Origin of the sequence: Acinetobacter sp. XS-4 (assembly GCF_023920705.1) — a bacterium.
Classification (GTDB): domain Bacteria; phylum Pseudomonadota; class Gammaproteobacteria; order Pseudomonadales; family Moraxellaceae; genus Acinetobacter.
The window spans coordinates 3,363,354-3,381,957 of sequence record NZ_CP094657.1 but is presented as its reverse complement, the minus strand read 5'-3'; the positions used below and the strand labels follow the sequence as shown (position 1 = coordinate 3,381,957).

The 18,604-nt window shown below is 41.7% G+C and carries 17 protein-coding genes; 15 read left to right on the top strand and 2 right to left on the bottom strand.

Features of this window, described 5'->3' with window-relative positions; all coding sequences use genetic code 11:
* The first annotated feature begins 168 nt into the window (after positions 1-168).
* From MMY79_RS15710 to bfmS, 3 genes are read left to right on the top strand one after another with little or no spacing between them, the layout of a single operon-like run.
* Positions 169-351, top strand: coding sequence for a hypothetical protein (locus tag MMY79_RS15710; RefSeq protein ID WP_252610094.1), 183 nt, complete (start codon positions 169-171; stop codon positions 349-351).
* Positions 348-1,064: a response regulator transcription factor BfmR gene (gene bfmR, locus MMY79_RS15705; protein ID WP_003653488.1), complete on the top strand. Its 717-nt coding sequence runs from the start codon at positions 348-350 to the stop codon at positions 1,062-1,064. Before MMY79_RS15710 ends, bfmR begins: the two co-directional genes overlap by 4 nt.
* A gap of 32 nt (positions 1,065-1,096) precedes the next feature.
* On the top strand, positions 1,097-2,746 hold the full coding sequence (bfmS, locus tag MMY79_RS15700) for a sensor histidine kinase BfmS (protein WP_252610092.1): 1,650 nt from the start codon (positions 1,097-1,099) through the stop codon (positions 2,744-2,746).
* Between the two features lie 22 nt (positions 2,747-2,768).
* Here the strand turns inward: bfmS and MMY79_RS15695 are convergent, their stop codons facing one another.
* Both MMY79_RS15695 and MMY79_RS15690 read right to left on the bottom strand, forming a co-directional pair.
* Positions 2,769-3,122 carry a hypothetical protein gene (locus MMY79_RS15695; protein ID WP_252610090.1) on the bottom strand — a complete coding sequence of 118 codons (354 nt, stop codon included), beginning with the start codon at positions 3,120-3,122 and terminating at the stop codon, positions 2,769-2,771.
* A 91-nt stretch (positions 3,123-3,213) separates the two neighbouring features.
* Positions 3,214-4,632 carry a GGDEF domain-containing protein gene (locus tag MMY79_RS15690; protein ID WP_252610088.1) on the bottom strand — a complete coding sequence of 473 codons (1,419 nt, stop codon included), beginning with the start codon at positions 4,630-4,632 and terminating at the stop codon, positions 3,214-3,216.
* Positions 4,633-5,056: 424 nt separating this feature from the next.
* Between MMY79_RS15690 and ndhC the strand changes: the two genes are divergently transcribed.
* The 12 genes from ndhC to nuoM all read left to right on the top strand — a co-directional run bounded on the left by ndhC (position 5,057) and on the right by nuoM (position 18,604).
* Positions 5,057-5,608: an NADH-quinone oxidoreductase subunit A gene (gene ndhC / locus MMY79_RS15685; RefSeq protein WP_003653481.1), complete on the top strand. Its 552-nt coding sequence runs from the start codon at positions 5,057-5,059 to the stop codon at positions 5,606-5,608.
* 6 nt (positions 5,609-5,614) lie between these two features.
* A complete protein-coding gene (locus MMY79_RS15680; RefSeq protein ID WP_002050353.1) occupies positions 5,615-6,292 on the top strand; it encodes an NADH-quinone oxidoreductase subunit B in 678 nt (225 codons plus the stop codon).
* Between the two features lie 84 nt (positions 6,293-6,376).
* Positions 6,377-8,164: an NADH-quinone oxidoreductase subunit C/D gene (gene nuoC, locus MMY79_RS15675; protein WP_144735482.1), complete on the top strand. Its 1,788-nt coding sequence runs from the start codon at positions 6,377-6,379 to the stop codon at positions 8,162-8,164.
* Between the two features lie 13 nt (positions 8,165-8,177).
* Positions 8,178-8,687 (top strand): NADH-quinone oxidoreductase subunit NuoE, encoded by a 510-nt coding sequence (nuoE, locus tag MMY79_RS15670; RefSeq protein ID WP_199968106.1) that lies wholly within the window; start codon positions 8,178-8,180, stop codon positions 8,685-8,687.
* On the top strand, positions 8,684-10,015 hold the full coding sequence (gene nuoF, locus MMY79_RS15665; protein WP_252610086.1) for an NADH-quinone oxidoreductase subunit NuoF: 1,332 nt from the start codon (positions 8,684-8,686) through the stop codon (positions 10,013-10,015). Before nuoE ends, nuoF begins: the two co-directional genes overlap by 4 nt.
* Before the next feature lie 11 nt (positions 10,016-10,026).
* Positions 10,027-12,711 carry an NADH-quinone oxidoreductase subunit NuoG gene (gene nuoG / locus MMY79_RS15660; RefSeq protein WP_252610084.1) on the top strand — a complete coding sequence of 895 codons (2,685 nt, stop codon included), beginning with the start codon at positions 10,027-10,029 and terminating at the stop codon, positions 12,709-12,711.
* A gap of 3 nt (positions 12,712-12,714) precedes the next feature.
* Positions 12,715-13,731 (top strand): NADH-quinone oxidoreductase subunit NuoH, encoded by a 1,017-nt coding sequence (gene nuoH / locus MMY79_RS15655; protein ID WP_004703499.1) that lies wholly within the window; start codon positions 12,715-12,717, stop codon positions 13,729-13,731.
* 18 nt (positions 13,732-13,749) lie between these two features.
* Positions 13,750-14,292 carry an NADH-quinone oxidoreductase subunit NuoI gene (gene nuoI, locus MMY79_RS15650; protein ID WP_174738674.1) on the top strand — a complete coding sequence of 181 codons (543 nt, stop codon included), beginning with the start codon at positions 13,750-13,752 and terminating at the stop codon, positions 14,290-14,292.
* Complete coding sequence (gene nuoJ / locus MMY79_RS15645; RefSeq protein ID WP_014205902.1) at positions 14,292-14,810, top strand: NADH-quinone oxidoreductase subunit J; 519 nt, start codon at positions 14,292-14,294, stop codon at positions 14,808-14,810. Before nuoI ends, nuoJ begins: the two co-directional genes overlap by 1 nt.
* The gene (gene nuoK, locus MMY79_RS15640; RefSeq protein WP_003653467.1) at positions 14,810-15,118 is read left to right on the top strand and encodes an NADH-quinone oxidoreductase subunit NuoK; all 309 of its coding nucleotides are present in this window, start codon (positions 14,810-14,812) and stop codon (positions 15,116-15,118) included. The genes nuoJ and nuoK overlap by 1 nt, the downstream gene beginning before the upstream one ends.
* Complete coding sequence (nuoL, locus tag MMY79_RS15635; RefSeq protein ID WP_004794316.1) at positions 15,115-17,004, top strand: NADH-quinone oxidoreductase subunit L; 1,890 nt, start codon at positions 15,115-15,117, stop codon at positions 17,002-17,004. Before nuoK ends, nuoL begins: the two co-directional genes overlap by 4 nt.
* Before the next feature lies 1 nt (position 17,005).
* A complete protein-coding gene (nuoM, locus tag MMY79_RS15630) occupies positions 17,006-18,604 on the top strand; it encodes an NADH-quinone oxidoreductase subunit M (RefSeq protein WP_252610082.1) in 1,599 nt (532 codons plus the stop codon).

The window sequence follows — 18,604 nt, the reverse complement described above, 5'->3', positions numbered from 1 at the left end:
TGATGGGAGATAGCATAGCAAAGCTATTAAAAAACGCTTATAGATAACTTTGTGGATAACTCAAAAAACAAACACTTAAATACAATTAATGTAGGAAGAGAAATAATTTGTTTAATATTCATACATTGGAAATATGAATAGAATATGAAATTTAATAACAATAACTAAATGTTAAAAACACGAGAAAATTCAAAGGTTAATAAAATGCAACAAAACACGGTTGTCATGTATCAGTTTGGTGAACGCCTACTTGTTTACAATGTAAACGTGTGTATATTGCAAATGATAAACGAATGTATCTGCAAGATTTTTAAGATACATGTAATGAGATTTATAGGGGCAATGATATGAGCCAAGAAGAAAAGTTACCAAAGATTCTGATCGTTGAAGATGACGAGCGTTTAGCACGATTAACTCAAGAGTATTTAATCCGCAACGGCTTGGAAGTTGGTGTAGAAACTGATGGTAACCGTGCAATTCGTCGTATTATTAGTGAACAACCAGACCTCGTGGTCTTGGATGTCATGTTGCCGGGTGCCGATGGCTTAACCGTTTGCCGTGAAGTTCGTCCACATTATCATCAACCGATTTTGATGTTGACTGCACGTACAGAAGATATGGATCAGGTACTTGGTCTTGAAATGGGTGCGGACGACTATGTCGCTAAACCAGTTCAGCCGCGTGTACTTTTAGCCCGTATTCGTGCGTTATTACGTCGTACAGATAAAACTGTAGAAGACGAAGTTGCACAACGTATCGAATTTGATGACCTTGTGATTGATAATGGCGGCCGTTCTGTAACGCTGCATGGTGAGCTTGTTGATTTCACTAGCGCAGAATATGACCTATTATGGTTGCTTGCATCAAACGCTGGCCGTATTTTATCGCGTGAAGATATCTTCGAACGTTTGCGTGGTATCGAATACGATGGTCAGGACCGTTCAATCGATGTCCGTATCTCTCGTATTCGTCCAAAAATTGGTGATGATCCTGAAAATCCAAAACGTATTAAAACAGTACGTAGTAAAGGTTACTTGTTCGTTAAAGAAACCAATGGGTTATAAGATCTGAATAAACTTCCTATAAGGTTGGTCGAGTGTTTAAACACAGCATATTCCTGCGAATCTATGCGGGACTGGTAATTCTTGTTGTTTTGGTTGCCGTTTTTGGTTATTTGCTTGTGCAAATTATCAACTATCAACGGGCTCAAGAATACCGTGAATCTTTAACTGATGGTATTTCATATGTCATTAGTGAGGGAGTCGCTCGACAACCGGGGAAGCAACAGAAAATAGACTGGGTTTCAGATGCATCAGATTTATTGGAACTTCCAATTTACTATACTGATGCGAGCAAGGTTGAGTTATCTCGTACTGAGAAAAAGCGGATCGAAGCTCAAAAGTCTGTTGTTCGTTACGATGCCAGTAATAGTATTGCTTATATCATTATTGGTTTGCGTGACGATCCTCAGCACTTTTTATCGATAAAAGTAGACAAAATTAGTGAGCGCCAAATGAAGGCTCTCCCTATTTTTGTGCTTGATTATCTAATGTTTTATCCGGGGCAAGAACAAGAGTATCTTGCTAAGATTCAAAAACATTTCTCATATCCAATTAATATCTTCAATATTCAAGATATTAATCTAGACTCTGAGCAAATTGGTCGTTTACGCCAAGATCAAAGTGTCATGTTGTACAAAGATAGTGCAACAATGCGTGGCACAACCATTTCAATCGTATCTCCAATACCAAATCATCCTACTCAAGTTCTGGTTCTTGGGCCAGTTCCAATGTTTAACTGGATGCCTTTACAGCTTTCTGCCGGAATTACCTTATTTAGCCTATTCCTACTGAGTTTAGGTGTTTATGGTCTTATCTTGCCGTTAGAGCGTAAAATTCGCCAAGTTCGTTATGCTTTAAACCGTATGAAGTCAGGTGACTTGTCATTGCGTGTTCCTATTGAAGGAAGCGATGAAATGGCAAACTTGGCATCAAGTTATAACAATATGTCTGATCATATTCAGCGTTTAATTGAGGCTCAGCGTGAGTTGATGAGAGCTGTATCTCATGAGCTTAGAACGCCAGTTGCCCGTATCCGTTTTGGTACAGAGATGTTGGCAGAGGAAGACGATTACAATCATCGTATGCATCAGGTTGATATGATTGATAAAGATATTGAAGCGCTCAATACTTTAATTGATGAAATCATGACTTATGCAAAACTAGAGCAGGGTACACCTTCATTAGATTTTGCTGAAATTGCTCTATTTGATGTATTAGATCAGGTTGCGGTAGAAACTGAAGCTTTAAAAACGCAAAAAGAAATTGAACTTGTTGCTCCTCCTGTTTATTTGAAAGTGGATGCAGAGCGTCGTTATTTACATCGGGTTGTTCAAAACTTGGTGGGTAATGCTGTTCGTTATTGTGATAATAAAGTCCGTATTACAGGTGGTGTTCACAGCGATGGTATGGCCTTTGTTTGTGTTGAAGATGATGGTGCTGGAATTCCTGAACAAGATCGTCAAAGAGTATTTGAAGCCTTTGCCCGTTTAGATGACAGTCGTACGCGTGCGTCAGGTGGATATGGCCTAGGATTGTCTATTGTAAGTCGTATTGCTTACTGGTTCGGTGGTGAAATTAAAGTAGATGAAAGTCCTACCTTAGGTGGAGCTCGCTTTATCATGACATGGCCTGCAAAACGTTTTAAACAACCTCCTTTGAAAGCCAATAAAAAAGCACCTTCATAAAGGTGCTTTTTTATTGCATTACTTATAATTGAGTTGCATCTGGTTCCAAAATGGGTTTTCCGTTTCTTAAGCTGGTTAACGCATCGGAATTAAAGTCGATCAGTAATGAATTATTTTTTGCATCAATCTGGTATTTCTGAATAAGAGGTTGATCTCCATTAAGCGTTTCTATTTTATATTCATCTGCAATATGCAAAATACCTTCTAGGTTTGTTGTCGTTGACGCAAAATCCTGTCTAAATATTTCATAGACATCTCGCAAGTCAAAAATTGCATTGTTAGCATCTGGATGTTTGTGAATATAGCTTTCTATATGTCGCACAAGTAGCTGCGCAAACAAGTAGTAGTTTGGTTTGTGCGTATATTCTAGATTCATGCATTTTTCTCCTTATTATCTGTTATTAGCATACATGGCAAAACACAGGTTATTGTATAAAATTCATTACACTAGATGATTAAATGGAAACCTATAAAGATATAAAGACCCGATTACGCCCTTGACGTTTTGCTTGATATAAAGCGTCATCTGCTTCTTTAAATAAATTTTCAATCGCTCTATGTGATGAAGGGGAATATAAACTTATACCAATACTGACTTGTATGAAAATTGGTAATTTTCCATAAATATAAATCGGTTGCTGACTAATTTTAATTCGTATTTGTTCTGCAAGGTCAAAGGCACTCTCTTTCGTGGTATCTGCAATGAAAATTGCAAATTCTTCACCGCCAAATCGTCCCAATAAATCATGAGGATGCAAAATATTTTGAATAGTGGTAACACAGGTTTGTAGGGCGCGATCACCTATTTGATGTCCGTAGTTGTCATTAACCTGTTTGAAGTGGTCCACATCCAGCATGAAAAAGGCTGAAGTTTTATTTTCCTTGTGTACCTTTTCTTGAAGTAGTCTGACCGATTGCAAAAACTGGCGTCGAGTGAGACTTGAGGTGAGTTCATCATGCGCAATGGCGTGTTGAAGCTTTTGAATTAACTCTGAATGTAAAACACTAATGCTAGAGACGGTAAGAGGTGCAATCGTCATCATGATTAAGCCAATACGAATTGAAATGGTATTACTTAAATATTCGTTTGGATAAAGCAAAAGGTAATGCCCAGAGACATGATAGATAATATAGGCACTCGTAAAGGTCGTAATGAGTGCAACAATAATCGGTTTGTAGCGAATTGCACACCAGATCAGTGCGGCAATTGGGTAGAGTAGCGAACCAGGACCAGAGTCATAATAGCTGGCGGCAATAGAAATGATGACAGCTAAAAAAGGTAAAAGGTCAATCGTTTGTAAGCCACGATTTCTCGAAATATAATGTTTTACCTGACTATATTGAGGTAAGTTCAATATGATCGGCAAAAGAAGTAAAGCGTTTTGTAGTTCTGATGTGAACCAGTAACCGAATTCATCCCATAAACTACCAAGCATAAATTTGGTATTAAACATAGGCACGAAAGTTGCTGCAAACAATGCACCTGCTACGCTTCCTACTCCGCATAAAGCAAATAAAAAAAGGTAAGAATAACCTCGGTAGGCTGCTTTAATATGCTGATTAAAAAACATGTAGAGTGCAAACGTAGTAACAACATAAATAAAATTTGACGTTGTTAAAACGAGTGTGAGAACAAATGGAGTGCCTTGAAGTAGGTCGGCAATGACATAGCCGCTATAGGCGCCTAAAAATGTGCTTAATCGACGTGTGCTTGGAAAGCGAATGAGTAAACCAAGCAAAATAGAATTGGCGGGCCAAAAGAACGCAAGAAAGCTTAAAGGGCGAGATGCAATGCCAATAAAACAACATACTGTAATAATAAAGCCAAACAGGAGAAAAAATTTTAAAGAAGTGGGAAATGAAAATTCACGAAGTGAGTATGGCATCAGCTGCCCTTAATGATAAATACTCTTATCCAAGAGTAATAAAATATTATGCATGATTAAACATTCATCATAATTCAGAGGAGAAGCTGAATACAATAAAAAACAAACTAATATTATAAAAAAGTAAGTTATAAAAACTTAATAGTCGATGAACTGTGTAAATATTCTAAAATTAAAAAATGAAAAAAATCATCATAAACAAAAAAACTATTAAATAAACCGATTATGTGCGGTGAAACCCCCCTTACAACCCATAGAAGAATAGTTTTGCCAAGAAAATCATCCGAAAGACTAAGACGCTTCAACTAGCATGCGAAATTAGAAATCAGGTACAATTGGCGGGATTAATTTTGTGTTTGGTGTATTTGAAGGCCAATACATACATTCTTTGTTAAATAATAGGCCTGCCAGGAGTTATCCCCGCATGAGTGCCATTACTCCATACGACTGGGCGATTATCGCCTTCGTGATCGGCGTTACATTTCTTTGCGTCTTTATGCTCACAGTTCCCTTACTCCTCGGGGGGAAATCGTGGGGGCGTGCTAAGCAAGAGCAGTTTGAATCGGGTGTCGTGAGTGCTGGTGGCGCTCGCATTCGCCTGTCTGCAAAGTTCTATTTAGTTGCAATTTTCTTTGTTGTCTTCGACTTAGAGGCACTTTACCTCTATGCATGGTCTACTTCTGTGCGTGAAGTAGGGTGGTTGGGCTATACCACTGTCGTGATCTTTGTCGTTGATTTATTGATTGCGCTTGTTTATGCCTTCTCTGTAGGTGCTTTAAGTTGGTCACCAGCAGATCGCCGTAAATCAGCAGGTGAGGCGATTAAAATCGGTTCACCAACAATGAACATTGCTGAAATTACACGCTTTAACTCTATTGAAGAGCTCGTAACTGACCCTACAGGCCAGATTCCAGCTCAATCATCAGGTCGTGTTAAGTCAAAAACTACACCTGCATTGTCATCTGAAAAGGAGTAAGTCGGGATGAAATATACTCTGACCCGCGCGAATCCGGATGCTGATCAATACCCATTGCAAGAACGTCAAATCGTGACAGATCCACTAGAAGAGGAAGTGAATAAAAACGTATTCATGACTCGTTTAGAGGATGTCTTGCATACAGCAGTAAACTGGGGGCGTAAAAACTCCTTGTGGCCATTTAACTTTGGTACCTCATGTTGTTACGTTGAGTATGCAACGACCTTAACAGGTGTGCATGACTTGTCACGTTTCGGCGCAGAGGTTATCCGTGCTTCACCTCGTCAAGCTGATTTGATGATTGTTGCAGGGACCTGTTTCGTAAAAATGGCACCAGTTATTCAGCGTCTATATGAACAGATGTTAGAGCCTAAATGGGTCATCTCGATGGGTGCTTGTGCAAACTCTGGAGGTATGTACGACATCTATTCAGTAGTTCAAGGTGTAGACAAAATTATTCCTGTTGACGTGTACGTCCCAGGTTGTCCACCTCGTCCTGAAGCATTAATTCAAGCTTTAATGCTTTTACAAGACCAGATTCAATTAGAGCGACGCCCGCTTTCTGCCGTGATCGGTGATGATCTTCAGCCAGTGTATAAGCCAAAGATGATGCCAGAACGTGACCGTAAGAATGCGCAGCGTATTGCCGTTAAAAACTTACGCTCTATGGATGAGATTAAATAATTTTTTGACGGTGCTTTGACATATCTAACCGATATGTTCATCGAGAAAATTGACAGAATTTGTATTAAATAGGAAGCCAAGCCAATGGCTGAAACTGACATTGCTATGCCAGAGTCAACACCAGTTGATTCACGCCCAGCATTTGCAATCGTAGAAGAACTCAAAACCAAATTTGGTGAGAACTTTTACGTGCAGGCGACTTTTGAAGAGTTTCCAACAGTCTGGGTTGAGCGCGCACGCGTGCAAGAAGTCCTTATGTTCCTACGTAAAGTGGAACGCCCATATGTAATGCTGTTTGACTTATCTGCGATGGATGAGCGTTTACGTGTTCATCGTGATGGTTTACCAGCATCTGACTTCACTGTGTTCTATCATTTATTATCGCTTGAGCGTAATAGTGACATTCGTATCAAGGTTGCCTTGAACGAAAATGATCTTAACCTTCCGACAGCGACCAATATCTGGCCAAATGCCAACTGGTATGAACGTGAAGCTTACGATATGTTCGGTATTAATTTCGAAGGGCATCCAATGCTCCGTCGTATTTTGCTGCCAACGTATTGGGAAGGTCACCCGCTTCGTAAAGAATATTCAGCACGTGCGACGGAATATACGCCGTACATGCAAGACAAAGCGAAACAAGACTTTGAACAAGAGCACTTACGTTTTGTTCCAGAAGACTGGGGTCTTAAGCGTGGTAACGCTGACGAAGACTTCATGTTCCTGAACTTGGGTCCTAACCATCCATCTGCACATGGTGCGTTCCGTGTTGTATTGCAGTTAGATGGCGAAGAAGTGAAGGACTGTGTTCCTGATATTGGTTATCACCACCGTGGTGTGGAAAAGATGGCTGAACGTCAAACATGGCATTCTTTCATTCCTTATACTGACCGTGTCGACTACTTAGGTGGTTGTGCTCAAAACATGCCGTACGTAATGGCTGTAGAGCAAATGGCAGGCATTAAAGTTCCTGAACGTGCGCAAGTTATTCGTGTCATGTTGAACGAATTGTTCCGTATTAATAACCACTTGTTGTTCTGTGGTACGGCAATTCAGGATGCCGGTGGTATGACACCAGTATTCTATATGTTTGCAGACCGTCAAAAAGTTTACGACATTGTTGAAGCAATCACGGGTTACCGTATGCATCCAGCATGGTTCCGTATTGGTGGTACAGCACACGATCTTCCAAACAACTGGCAAAAACTTGTTAAAGAATTGCTAGAGTGGATGCCTAAGCGCTTAAATGAATATTACACAGCGGCATTGAAAAACTCTGTGTTTATTGGTCGTACGCGTAACGTTGCACAATACGATGCCAAATCTGCACTCGCATGGGGTGTAACTGGTACTGGTTTACGTGCAACAGGTATTGATTTTGACGTTCGTAAATATCGTCCATACAGTGGCTATGAAAACTTCGATTTTGATGTGCCAGTTGAGTATGAAGGCGATGCATATGCACGTGTACTCGTTCACTTCCGTGAAATTACTGAGTCGTTAAAAATTATTCAACAGTGTTTGGATAACATGCCTTCTGGTCCATATAAAGCGGATCACCCATTGGCTGTTCCACCACCGAAAGATAAGACATTACAAGATATTGAAACCTTGATTACGCACTTCTTGAGCGTTTCATGGGGTCCTGTCATGCCAGCGGGCGAGTCATCATTTATGACTGAAGTGGTTAAAGGCGCAAGTACGTACTACTTGACTTCAGATAAAGCGACGATGAGTTATCGTACTCGTATTCGTACACCGACGTTTACTCACTTACAGCAAATGCCTGCAGTGATTAACGGAAGTTTGGTATCTGACTTAATCATTTATCTGGCGACCATTGACGTGGTTATGGCTGACGTGGATCGCTAAGAGGTAACACATAATGATGATTTTGACTGATAAAAAACCACGTGTGAATGTTGAAGGGATTTTGACTGCGGAAGAAATTCACGATATCGAACATCACATTGGTCACTATCCATACCCTCGTGCAGCCTCTTTGGATGCATTGAAGTGTGTACAGCGCCGTAATGGTTGGGTAGATGACGCTCAAATGAATGCCATCGCACAGTTATTGTCGATGAGTGTTGCTGATTTGGAAGGTGTTGCAACATTTTACAACCGTATCTATCGCCAACCGGTAGGTCGTCACGTAATTTTGCTTTGTGACTCAATTGCTTGCTTCTTGATGGGTGCAGAAACACTTGCTGAAGCATTCCAGCGCGAATTAGGTATTCAGTTTGGTCAAACGACTGCAGATGGTCGTTTTACGCTGCTTCCAATTTGCTGCCTAGGCAACTGCGACAAAGGCCCAACTTTAATGATTGATGAAGATACTCACGGTTTAGTTGAAGTGACATCAGTCAAACAGTTATTGGAGAAGTATGTATGAATACTGAACCAAAACCAATTTATGGCGACGGTAATCCAGAAACTCATCCACTAACTTGGCGTTTAAGTAAACGTGACGAAGTTCGTGGTGCTGATGATTACGAAGCACTTGAAGGTTATGCTGGCTTTAAAAAAGCATTAAGCATGAAGCCTGCTGAAGTGTTAGACGTGATTAAAGCTGCAACCGTAAAAGGTCGTGGTGGTGCGGGTTTCCCAGCGGGTATTAAATGGTCATTAATGGCACCAAATGATGGTGGTCCACGTTATTTGATCTGTAATGCCGATGAAATGGAACCGGGTACCTTTAAAGACCGTTTGTTGATGGAAAAACTTCCACATCAATTGATCGAAGGGATGTTAATTGCGGGTTATACCTTAGAGGCGACTCATGGTTATATCTTTATCCGTGGTGAATACATCGAGGCCGCTCAATATCTAAATGAAGCGCTAGAACAGATTCGTGCTAAAGGTTATTTAGGCGAAAATATTTTAGGTTCTGGCTGGAATTTTGAGTTGCATGTACATACGGGTGCAGGGCGTTATATCTGTGGTGAAGAAACTGCATTAATTAACTCGCTTGAAGGCCGTCGTGCTAACCCTCGTACTAAGCCACCGTTCCCGCAAGTTGCAGGAGCATGGGGCCGTCCAACAATTGTGAACAACGTTGAAACTTATAACAACTTGCCAGCAATTATGCTTCGTGGTCCAGAGTGGTATATCGGTTTATCAGCAGGTAAATCAAAAGACCCAGGCACTAAAATTTATGGTGCCTCAGGTAAAGTGAAATTCCCAGGTCTTTGGGAATTACCATTTGGTACAACTGCGCGTGAAGTGATTGAAGATCATGCTGGTGGTATGCGAGAAGGCTTAACGCTGAAAGCATGGTTACCAGGCGGTGCTTCAACTGACTTTTTACCAGCAGATACCATTGATTTACCAATGGATGCAGACACGATTATGAAAGCAGGTTCTCGTTTGGGAACATGTTTATTAATGGTTGTAGATGAAACTCAATGCATGGTATCGCTCACTCGTAACTTAGAAGAGTTCTTTGCACGTGAATCATGTGGTTTCTGTACACCATGTCGTGATGGTTTGCCATGGGCTGTTAAAGCGCTTAAAGCACTTGAAGCAGGCGAAGGTAAGAAAGAAGATATCGACCATTTACAAGAATTGACTCGTAAATTATGGATCGGTAAAACTTTCTGTGCCCACGCACCAGGTGCGATGGAGCCGCTTATGGGCGCACTCAAACATTTCCGTGGTGAGTTTGAAGCGAAAGTGACGACTCGTCCTGTCGTGCAAACCAGCAACGTAGAACAAGCTTAAGGAATTCGACTATGGCTACAATTCATGTCGATGGAAAATCGTATGAAGTCAACGGCTCGGAAAACTTGCTACAAGCATGTTTGAGTCTGGGCATCGACATCCCATATTTTTGTTGGCATCCATCCTTAGGTTCGGTTGGTTCTTGCCGTCAATGTGCTGTTACGCAATATGCGAATCCAGAAGATACGCGTGGTCGTTTGGTCATGTCTTGCATGACACCAGCATCTGACAATACCTATATCTCAGTTGAAGACAAAGAAGCAACGGATTTCCGTGCATCTATTGTTGAATTTTTGATGACGAATCACCCGCACGACTGTCCAGTCTGTGAAGAGGGTGGTCACTGTCATTTACAAGATATGACGGTAATGACTGGTCATGACCGTCGTCGTTACCGCTTCACAAAACGTACGCATTACAATCAAGAACTCGGCTCATTCATTGCACATGAAATGAACCGTTGTATTGCTTGTTACCGTTGTGTTCGTTACTACAAAGATTATGCGGGTGGTACAGACTTTGGTGTGTATGCCAATGCATCTCGTGTTTACTTTGGTCGTCCAGAATCAGGTACTTTAGAATCTGAATTCTCAGGTAACTTGACTGAAGTATGTCCAACAGGTGTATTCACTGATAAGACTCATTCAGAGCGTTATAACCGTAAATGGGATATGCAGTATGCACCAAGCGTGTGTCAGGGCTGTTCTTCGGGTTGTAACATTTCTCCGGGTGAACGTTATGGTGAAATCCGTCGCGTAGAAAACCGTTTCAATGGTTCGGTTAACCAGTACTTCCTTTGTGACAAAGGTCGTTTTGGCACAGGTTATGTAAACCGTGCAGACCGTCCACGTCAGCCTCAATTCCGTAACGGTGAAACTGTTGCAACTGTTTCTGTCGATCAAGCTTTAGATCAAACGATTGCAAAGCTTCAAGGCAAAAAAGTTTTGGGTATTGGTTCTCCGCGTGCAAGCTTGGAATCTAACTATGCATTACGTGAGCTTGTAGGTCAGGCAAATTACTCAACTGGTGTTGCTCAAAAAGAGCAAAAACTTGTTGAACTTGCTGCATCTATCATGCAAACCGAGGGTATTTACAACCCGAACATGCGTGAAATTGAAAGCTACGATGCTGTTCTGATTTTAGGTGAAGATCTAACTCAAACTGCTCCACGTATGGCATTGTCTGTTCGCCAAGCTGCGAAAAACAAAGCTCGTGAAATGGCTGCGAAAACACGTACTCCAGATTGGTTGGCTGAACCTTTACAACGTATTGGTCAGGAAGCAAAATCTCCGATCTATATCTTGGCTGCAACTCAAACTCGTCTTGCCGACGTTGCAACTGGTGAAGTTGTTGCTTCTCCAAATGATATTGCACGTTTAGGCTTTGCCGTAGCAGCAGCAGTGAAAGGTGACGTATTAACTGGTTTAGATGACGATGCAAAAGCATTTGCTCAAACCATTGCCGACACTTTAAAAGCAGCAAACAAACCATTAATCATTGCGGGCACAAGTTTGCAAGATGCTTCTATTATGGAAGCTGCGGCTGAGTTGACTCAGAACTTAGGTTCTAAAGCTGGTTTAAGTCTTGTGGTTCCTGAAGTGAACTCTATGGGCTTGGCATTGTTTGGAGGCTTAAGCCTTGAACAAGCATTTGCTCAAGACTACGACACACTGGTTATTGTTGAAAATGACTTGTTCCGTCGTTTACCTGCTGCTCAAGTAAAAGCTGCACTAGATAAAGCTGAAACAGTAATCGTGCTTGATCACAGTGAAACTGAAACTGTGAAACTAGCTGATATCGTTCTTTCAGCAGCAAGCTTTGCAGAGGGTGACGGTACTGTTGTAAGCCAAGAAGGTCGTGCACAACGCTTCTATCAAGTTTACGATCCAAGTTATTACAAGCCTGAATATGCAATTAAAGAATCATGGCGTTGGTTACATGCCATCGAAACTGGCATTAAAGGTAAGGCTGTAGATTGGACATTGCTTGATGATGTGATTGAAAGCATCGTGAAAAATGTACCAGTACTTGAAGCAATTCAAGATGTGGCACCTGATGCAGGTTACCGTGTACATGGTTTGAAAATTGCGCGTGAACCACGTCGTTATTCAGGTCGTACAGCAATGCGTGCGCCGTTATCAGTTCATGAACCGAAACAGCCTACCGATCCAGATTCAGCATTAACATTCTCAATGGAAGGTTATGTTGGTCCGCAAAAAGCATCATCATTAGTACCATTTGCATGGGCTCCGGGCTGGAACTCTCCACAATCTTGGAACAAATACCAAGATGAAGTGGGTGGTCACTTAAAAGGTGGTGATTCCGGTGTTCGTTTATTCGATCGCTTGGCAAAACGTCCTGCACGTAGCTATGTTGCTCCAGTGTCTGTAGTTGCAAACCCTGAAAGTTTCCGCTTAGTACCAATGCATCATATTTTTGGTTCTGGTGAATTCACTATTAAAACACCTGCAATGGAAACTCGTATTCCAGAAGCTATGTTTGCAGTGGGCGAACAAGATGCAACTCGTTTGAACCTTCAAGAAGGTCAACGCATTACAGTAAAAGCAGGCGAAACCACAGTGAGCTTGCCTGTACAAGTAATTGAATATTTACCTACAGGTTATATTGGTTACCCAGTTGGTTTAGCACCAATGGTGTCACTAGCTGAGCCTGTTTCAGTGGCTTTAGGAGTGTAATTCATGAATCAAGAAATTATACGTCAAACGCCACTTTGGGCTGAGAACTGGCCAATCGCCTACGCTGTAGTTCAAGCAGTTGTGATTTTGCTTGTGGTTGTTTTAGTTGCAGCGTTGATGTCTTTTATTGAACGTCGTTTACTTGCTTGGTGGCAAGACCGTTATGGTCCAAACCGTGTTGGTCCTGGTGGTATGTTCCAGATCGTTGCCGACATGCTCAAGATCATGTTCAAAGAAGACTGGACACCAAAATTTGCTGACAAACTTACATTCCGTTTAGCACCAGCTGTTGCAATGGCAACAGCGGTTCTCTCATTCATGGTAATCCCGGTGAGTCCTTCACTGGGTGTTGCCGATATGAGTATCGGTTTGTTGTTCTTCATGGCAATGGCTGGTATTGCAGTCTATGCAGTATTATTTGGTGGCTGGGCTTCAAATAACAAATACTCATTGCTTGGTGGTTTACGTTCAGCTGCTCAAACCATTTCTTATGAAGTGTTCTTGGGTATTTCATTGATGGGTGTGGTTGCAATTGCAGGCTCATTTAACCTTCGTGAAATTGTTGAAGCACAACGCGATGTTTGGTTTGTCATTCCACAATTCTTAGGTTTCTTGATTTTTGTGGTTGCTGGTGTTGCGGTAACTCACCGTCATCCATTTGACCAACCAGAAGCAGAACAAGAATTGGCTGAAGGTTACCATGTTGAATATGGTGGTATGAAATGGGGTATGTTCTTCGTTGCTGAATATGTCAACGTGGTACTTATTTCTGCATTGATCGTAACTTTATTCTTCGGTGGCTGGTTAGCACCATTCAATTTAGAAATTCCATTTGTTCCGCCAGTATTCTGGTTTGTGATTAAAACAGCATTCTTTGTAATGATGTTTGTTTTGGCTCGTGGTTCTTTAATGCGTCCACGTTATGACCAAGTCATGAACTTTGGTTGGAAAATTTGTTTGCCATTGGCGTTGGTCAACTTGTTAGTGACTGGTGCTGTGATTCTGATGAATCAGGCCTAGGACAGCAGGGAGTACAAAATGTATAAATTTCTAGCTGGATTCGGATCGATTGTACGTTCGTTGTTTATGGTATTTAGCCATGTAACGCGTAAACGTGACACGATTTTATATCCAGAAGTACCAGCTGAACAGATTGTACCGCCACGCTTTCGTGGTCGTATTGTGTTGACGCGTGACCCAGATGGGGAAGAGCGTTGTGTGGCATGTAACCTATGTGCGGTTGCGTGTCCGGTTGGCTGTATCTCACTACAAAAAGCAGAAACAGAAGATGGGCGTTGGTATCCGGAATTTTTCCGTATTAACTTTTCACGCTGTATTTTCTGCGGTATGTGTGAAGAAGCTTGTCCAACCACTGCGATTCAGATGACACCAGATTTCGAACTTGGTGAATATGTACGTCAAGACCTTGTTTATGAGAAAGAAAACTTACTCATTTCAGGTCCGGGAAAATACCCAGACTACAACTTCTACCGTGTAACGGGTATGGCAATTAACGGTAAAGAGAAAGGTCAAGCACAAAAAGAAAGTGCACCAATCGATGTACGGAGTCTATTACCATGATGTGGCCGTTTTATTTGATGGCACTCGTGGCCATCGTTTCTACGGTTCGTGTAGTGACTAACACGAACCCTGTACACGCTTTGCTTAGTCTAATTGTTTCATTGCTTGCTGTTGCTGGTATTTTCATGATCGTGGGGGCGCCTTTTGCAGGTGCTCTTGAAATCATCGTCTATGCTGGAGCAATTATGGTTCTGTTTGTATTCGTTGTGATGATGCTTAACTTAGGTCAACACACCGTTGAACAAGAACGTAAATGGCTTTCTTCAGATGCTTGGGCATATCCGGCCCTCATGAGTTTCTTACTCGGCTTGCTTTTAGTTTGGATGCTTGGCGGTGAATACACCACTATTTCAGCACCACTTGGGGCACAAGTGATTGGACCAAAAGTAGTTGGTCAAGCACTCTTTACTCACTATTTATTATTGGTTGAAGTTGCCGCGATGTTATTGCTAGCAGCCCTTGTTGCAGCATACCACTTAGGTAAACGTGAACCAGGTGCAGAAGAGGAAAAAGAATAATGGGCCAGATTCCTTTAGAACATGGTTTGATTGTTGCAACCATCCTTTTTGCACTCGGTTTTTACGGTGTAATGGTGCGACGCAACCTATTATTTATGTTAATGAGCCTTGAGGTCATGATGAATGCTGCTGCATTGGCATTTGTTCTTGCGGGTAGCGTATGGGCACAACCAGATGGACAAGTGATGTTCATTCTGATTTTGACCCTTGCAGCAGCAGAGGCATGTATCGGTCTTGCGATTGTCCTTCAGTTCTATCATCGCTTCCATCATTTGGATGTGGATGCTGCTAGTGAGATGCGCGGATGAGTTATTTATATCTAACAGTATTATTTCCGCTAATCGGTTTTATTTTATTGGCGGCAGGACGAGACAAACTCTCTGAAAATGTTGCAGCAATTATTGGTGTGGGTTCTGTAGGTTTATCTGCATTATTTGCACTGATTGCTGGAATGGCATTTACCACGAGTGGTCAGCAAGTCTTTGTTCAAAATCTGTGGACTTGGTTCAATGTTGGTGGTTTTGCACCGGGCATTAGCTTACATTTAGATGGCTTATCTTTACTCATGATGGGCATGGTGACGGGGGTTGGTTTCTTAATCCACATCTTTGCATCATGGTACATGCGCGGTGAAGAAGGTTATGCTCGTTTCTTCTCTTATTTCAACCTGTTTGTTGCCAGCATGCTTGTGCTTGTACTGGGCGACAACTTAGCGTTGTTATTCTTAGGTTGGGAAGGCGTAGGTCTTTGCTCTTATTTGCTTATCGGTTTCTATTATGCAAACCCTGCAAATGGTTGGGCTGCGATCAAAGCATTTACAGTTACCCGCGTAGGTGACGTATTCTTACTTATCGCTTTATTCTTGCTTTACCAACAATTTGGTACGCTGAATACTCAGTACATCGTTGAACACGCAGCAGAAGTAATGACGAAGAGTTCGTCTCTTACGATCTGGACTGCATTAATGTTGTTCTTGGGTGCTGCTGGTAAATCTGCGCAAATTCCATTGCAAACATGGTTGGCAGATGCAATGGCAGGTCCAACACCTGTTTCTGCATTAATCCATGCTGCAACAATGGTAACGGCTGGTGTGTACTTATGCTGCCGTCTATTCAGCGTATTCGAACTTGCGCCTGAAGTGATGCAATTCATTTCGGTAACAGGTGCTGTGACTTTGTTAGTTGCAGGTTTTGCTGCACTCGTTCAAACAGACATCAAACGTATCTTGGCTTACTCAACAATGAGTCAGTTGGGTTATATGTTCATGGCTGTAGGTGCGGAAGCTTATCAAGCTGGCTTATTCCATATGTTGGCTCACGCATTCTTTAAGGCATTATTATTCTTGTCTTCTGGTGCGGTGATTCTGGCTTACCACCACGAGCAAAACATCTTCAAAATGGGTGGCTTGTTCAAACGTAACAAATTCCTGTTTGCTTGTTTTGCGATTGGTGGCGGTGCATTAGCAGCGATTCCATTCTTGACCATAGGCTTCTTCTCTAAAGATGCGATTCTTGGTGAAGTTTGGGTACAAGGCCAATCAGTTGCTCTATATCACACCTTATATTGGGTGGGTGTAGCTGGTGCATTCCTGACTTCAATCTATACATTCCGTTTAATCTGGGTTGTATTCTTTGGTCAAGAAAACACGCCTTACCATGAAATTAAAGGTGCAACTTACTGGGCTCCATTGGGCATTTTAGCTGTACTGTCTACTTTTGTTGGTGCCGTATTAAAAGCGCCTGTAGCTGGTATTCTTAATACTGCAAAAATTCCTGAATTCCATGTGGCTGAACAATTTGTTGAAGGCATGCATGGGGCAGAGCATTTAGCAGTAGGAATTGCGCTAGTTGGTCTAGTTGTTGGTATAGCATTATTTACATTTGCTTATGGTGCAGTGAAATCATTCGCTCAAACAAGTTTGGGTTCAGGTTTGGCACATATTTGCCGTACCGCTTTTGGTTTTGATGCATTGTATGACATCGTTTTTGTTAAACCTTATTTGTTCTTCGCCAAAATCTTTGGCCGTGACCCGATTGACAGTTTGTGGTTAGTTCTTCCTGCACTTGTTAAAGGCGGAAACAGTTTTACAAGCTCACGTCAAACCGGTTCATTGCGTGAATACGCATCAAGTATGTCACTCGGTGTAGTGGTGTTATTGATGATCTTGATCGTTATTCAGGTAGTGGGGAAATAAAATGGAAAACAATTTAATTTTACCCGCGCTGATCCTTGTTCCGTTCATTGCTGGTTTTATTTGTTGGTTAGTCGATAAGCTCGACAAAACCTTGCCACGCTGGATTGCCTTAATTGGTATGCTCATTACTTTGGGCTTAGGTCTTGCACTTTGGCAAAGTGGAACTTATAGCTATGAGATGGGTTCAAAAATCCCAACTTGGTCTGCTGAGTTCTATTTACCGTGGATTCAATCACTCGGTATCGGCATTCACTTAGCTGTGGATGGTTTATCTTTACTCATGGTTTTACTAACAGCATTACTTGGTGTACTTGCTGTTGGTTGTTCATGGGGCGAAATTCAAAAGAACGTTGGTTTCTTCCACTTAAACCTCTTATGGAGTTTAGGTGGTGTTATCGGTGTATTCTTAGCGATTGACCTATTCTTGTTCTTCTTCTTCTGGGAGATGATGCTTGTACCAATCTACTTCCTGATTGCGTTATGGGGTCATAAAGGTTCAAACGGTCGTTCACGTGTTTACGCAGCTACTAAGTTCTTCCTTTACACGCAAATCGCTGGTTTAGTGATGTTAATCGGTATTCTTGGTCTTGTAGTTTATGGCTACATGATGACCGGAATGATCGGTTTCGATTACAACTATTTATTAGCTGTAGCTAATCACTTACCTCCTAGCTTAGCGTATGGTTTCATGATCTGTTTCTTCATCGGTTTTGCGGTGAAGTTACCAGTATTCCCATTACACGGTTGGTTACCAGATGCACATGCTCAAGCACCTACAGCAGGTTCTGTAGACTTAGCAGGTATCTTGATTAAAACAGCTGCGTATGGCTTGCTTCGTTTTGTTATTCCATTCTTCCCGACAGCTTCTGCACAGTTTGCAGACATTGCGATTATTTTCGGTTTGATTGGTATTTTCTACGGCGCATGGTGTGCTTACCAGCAAACTGACATGAAACGTTTACTTGCGTACACGTCGATTTCACACATGGGCTTTATTTTACTTGCGATCTACGCAGGTAACATTTTGACCTTCCAAGGTTTAATGATCATGATGTTGGCACACGGTTTGTCATCAGCTGCATTGTTCATTATGTCTGGTCAAATCTACGAACGTTTACATACACGTGATTTACGTTTAATGGGTGGTCTTCGTGGCCAGCTTCAGTACTTGCCATTTTTCTTGATGTTCTTCGTGGCTGCTCTTGTAGGCGTGCCAGGTTTGGGTAACTTTATCGGTGAATTCCTGATCTTGATGGGTTCATTCAATAAATATCCTGTATTCACGATTCTTGCTTCTATCAGCCTTGTATTTGCAGGCTTATACGGCTTGATTTTGGTTCACCGTACTTTATTTGGTGAACCAAATCCTGAACAAAAGCAACACTACACTAGTCCACTAAAAGACTTATCTGCTCGTGAAGTTGGTATTTTGATGATTTGTGCGATTGGTCTCGTTTGGCTTGGTATCTACCCACAAACATTCTTGGATGTATCTCATTCAAGCATGCAGTGGTTTGTAAATAGTTATATGCCAGTTCAAGAAGTCGTTGAAACTGTTCAGCAAACAGCTACTCAACTTGACCATGTGGAGATCCAATAA

Excerpts from the sequence above, each read along its gene's own strand:
- MMY79_RS15710 (WP_252610094.1), top strand. The coding sequence starts at position 169 with ATGTTAAAAACACGAGAAAATTCAAAGGTTAATAAAATGCAACAAAAC.
- bfmR (WP_003653488.1), top strand. The coding sequence starts at position 348 with ATGAGCCAAGAAGAAAAGTTACCAAAGATTCTGATCGTTGAAGATGAC.
- MMY79_RS15695 (WP_252610090.1), bottom strand. The coding sequence starts at position 3,122 with ATGAATCTAGAATATACGCACAAACCAAACTACTACTTGTTTGCGCAG.
- MMY79_RS15690 (WP_252610088.1), bottom strand. The coding sequence starts at position 4,632 with ATGCCATACTCACTTCGTGAATTTTCATTTCCCACTTCTTTAAAATTT.
- ndhC (WP_003653481.1), top strand. The coding sequence starts at position 5,057 with ATGAGTGCCATTACTCCATACGACTGGGCGATTATCGCCTTCGTGATC.
- MMY79_RS15680 (WP_002050353.1), top strand. The coding sequence starts at position 5,615 with ATGAAATATACTCTGACCCGCGCGAATCCGGATGCTGATCAATACCCA.
- nuoC (WP_144735482.1), top strand. The coding sequence starts at position 6,377 with ATGGCTGAAACTGACATTGCTATGCCAGAGTCAACACCAGTTGATTCA.
- nuoE (WP_199968106.1), top strand. The coding sequence starts at position 8,178 with ATGATGATTTTGACTGATAAAAAACCACGTGTGAATGTTGAAGGGATT.
- nuoF (WP_252610086.1), top strand. The coding sequence starts at position 8,684 with ATGAATACTGAACCAAAACCAATTTATGGCGACGGTAATCCAGAAACT.
- nuoG (WP_252610084.1), top strand. The coding sequence starts at position 10,027 with ATGGCTACAATTCATGTCGATGGAAAATCGTATGAAGTCAACGGCTCG.
- nuoH (WP_004703499.1), top strand. The coding sequence starts at position 12,715 with ATGAATCAAGAAATTATACGTCAAACGCCACTTTGGGCTGAGAACTGG.
- nuoI (WP_174738674.1), top strand. The coding sequence starts at position 13,750 with ATGTATAAATTTCTAGCTGGATTCGGATCGATTGTACGTTCGTTGTTT.
- nuoJ (WP_014205902.1), top strand. The coding sequence starts at position 14,292 with ATGTGGCCGTTTTATTTGATGGCACTCGTGGCCATCGTTTCTACGGTT.
- nuoK (WP_003653467.1), top strand. The coding sequence starts at position 14,810 with ATGGGCCAGATTCCTTTAGAACATGGTTTGATTGTTGCAACCATCCTT.
- nuoL (WP_004794316.1), top strand. The coding sequence starts at position 15,115 with ATGAGTTATTTATATCTAACAGTATTATTTCCGCTAATCGGTTTTATT.
- nuoM (WP_252610082.1), top strand. The coding sequence starts at position 17,006 with ATGGAAAACAATTTAATTTTACCCGCGCTGATCCTTGTTCCGTTCATT.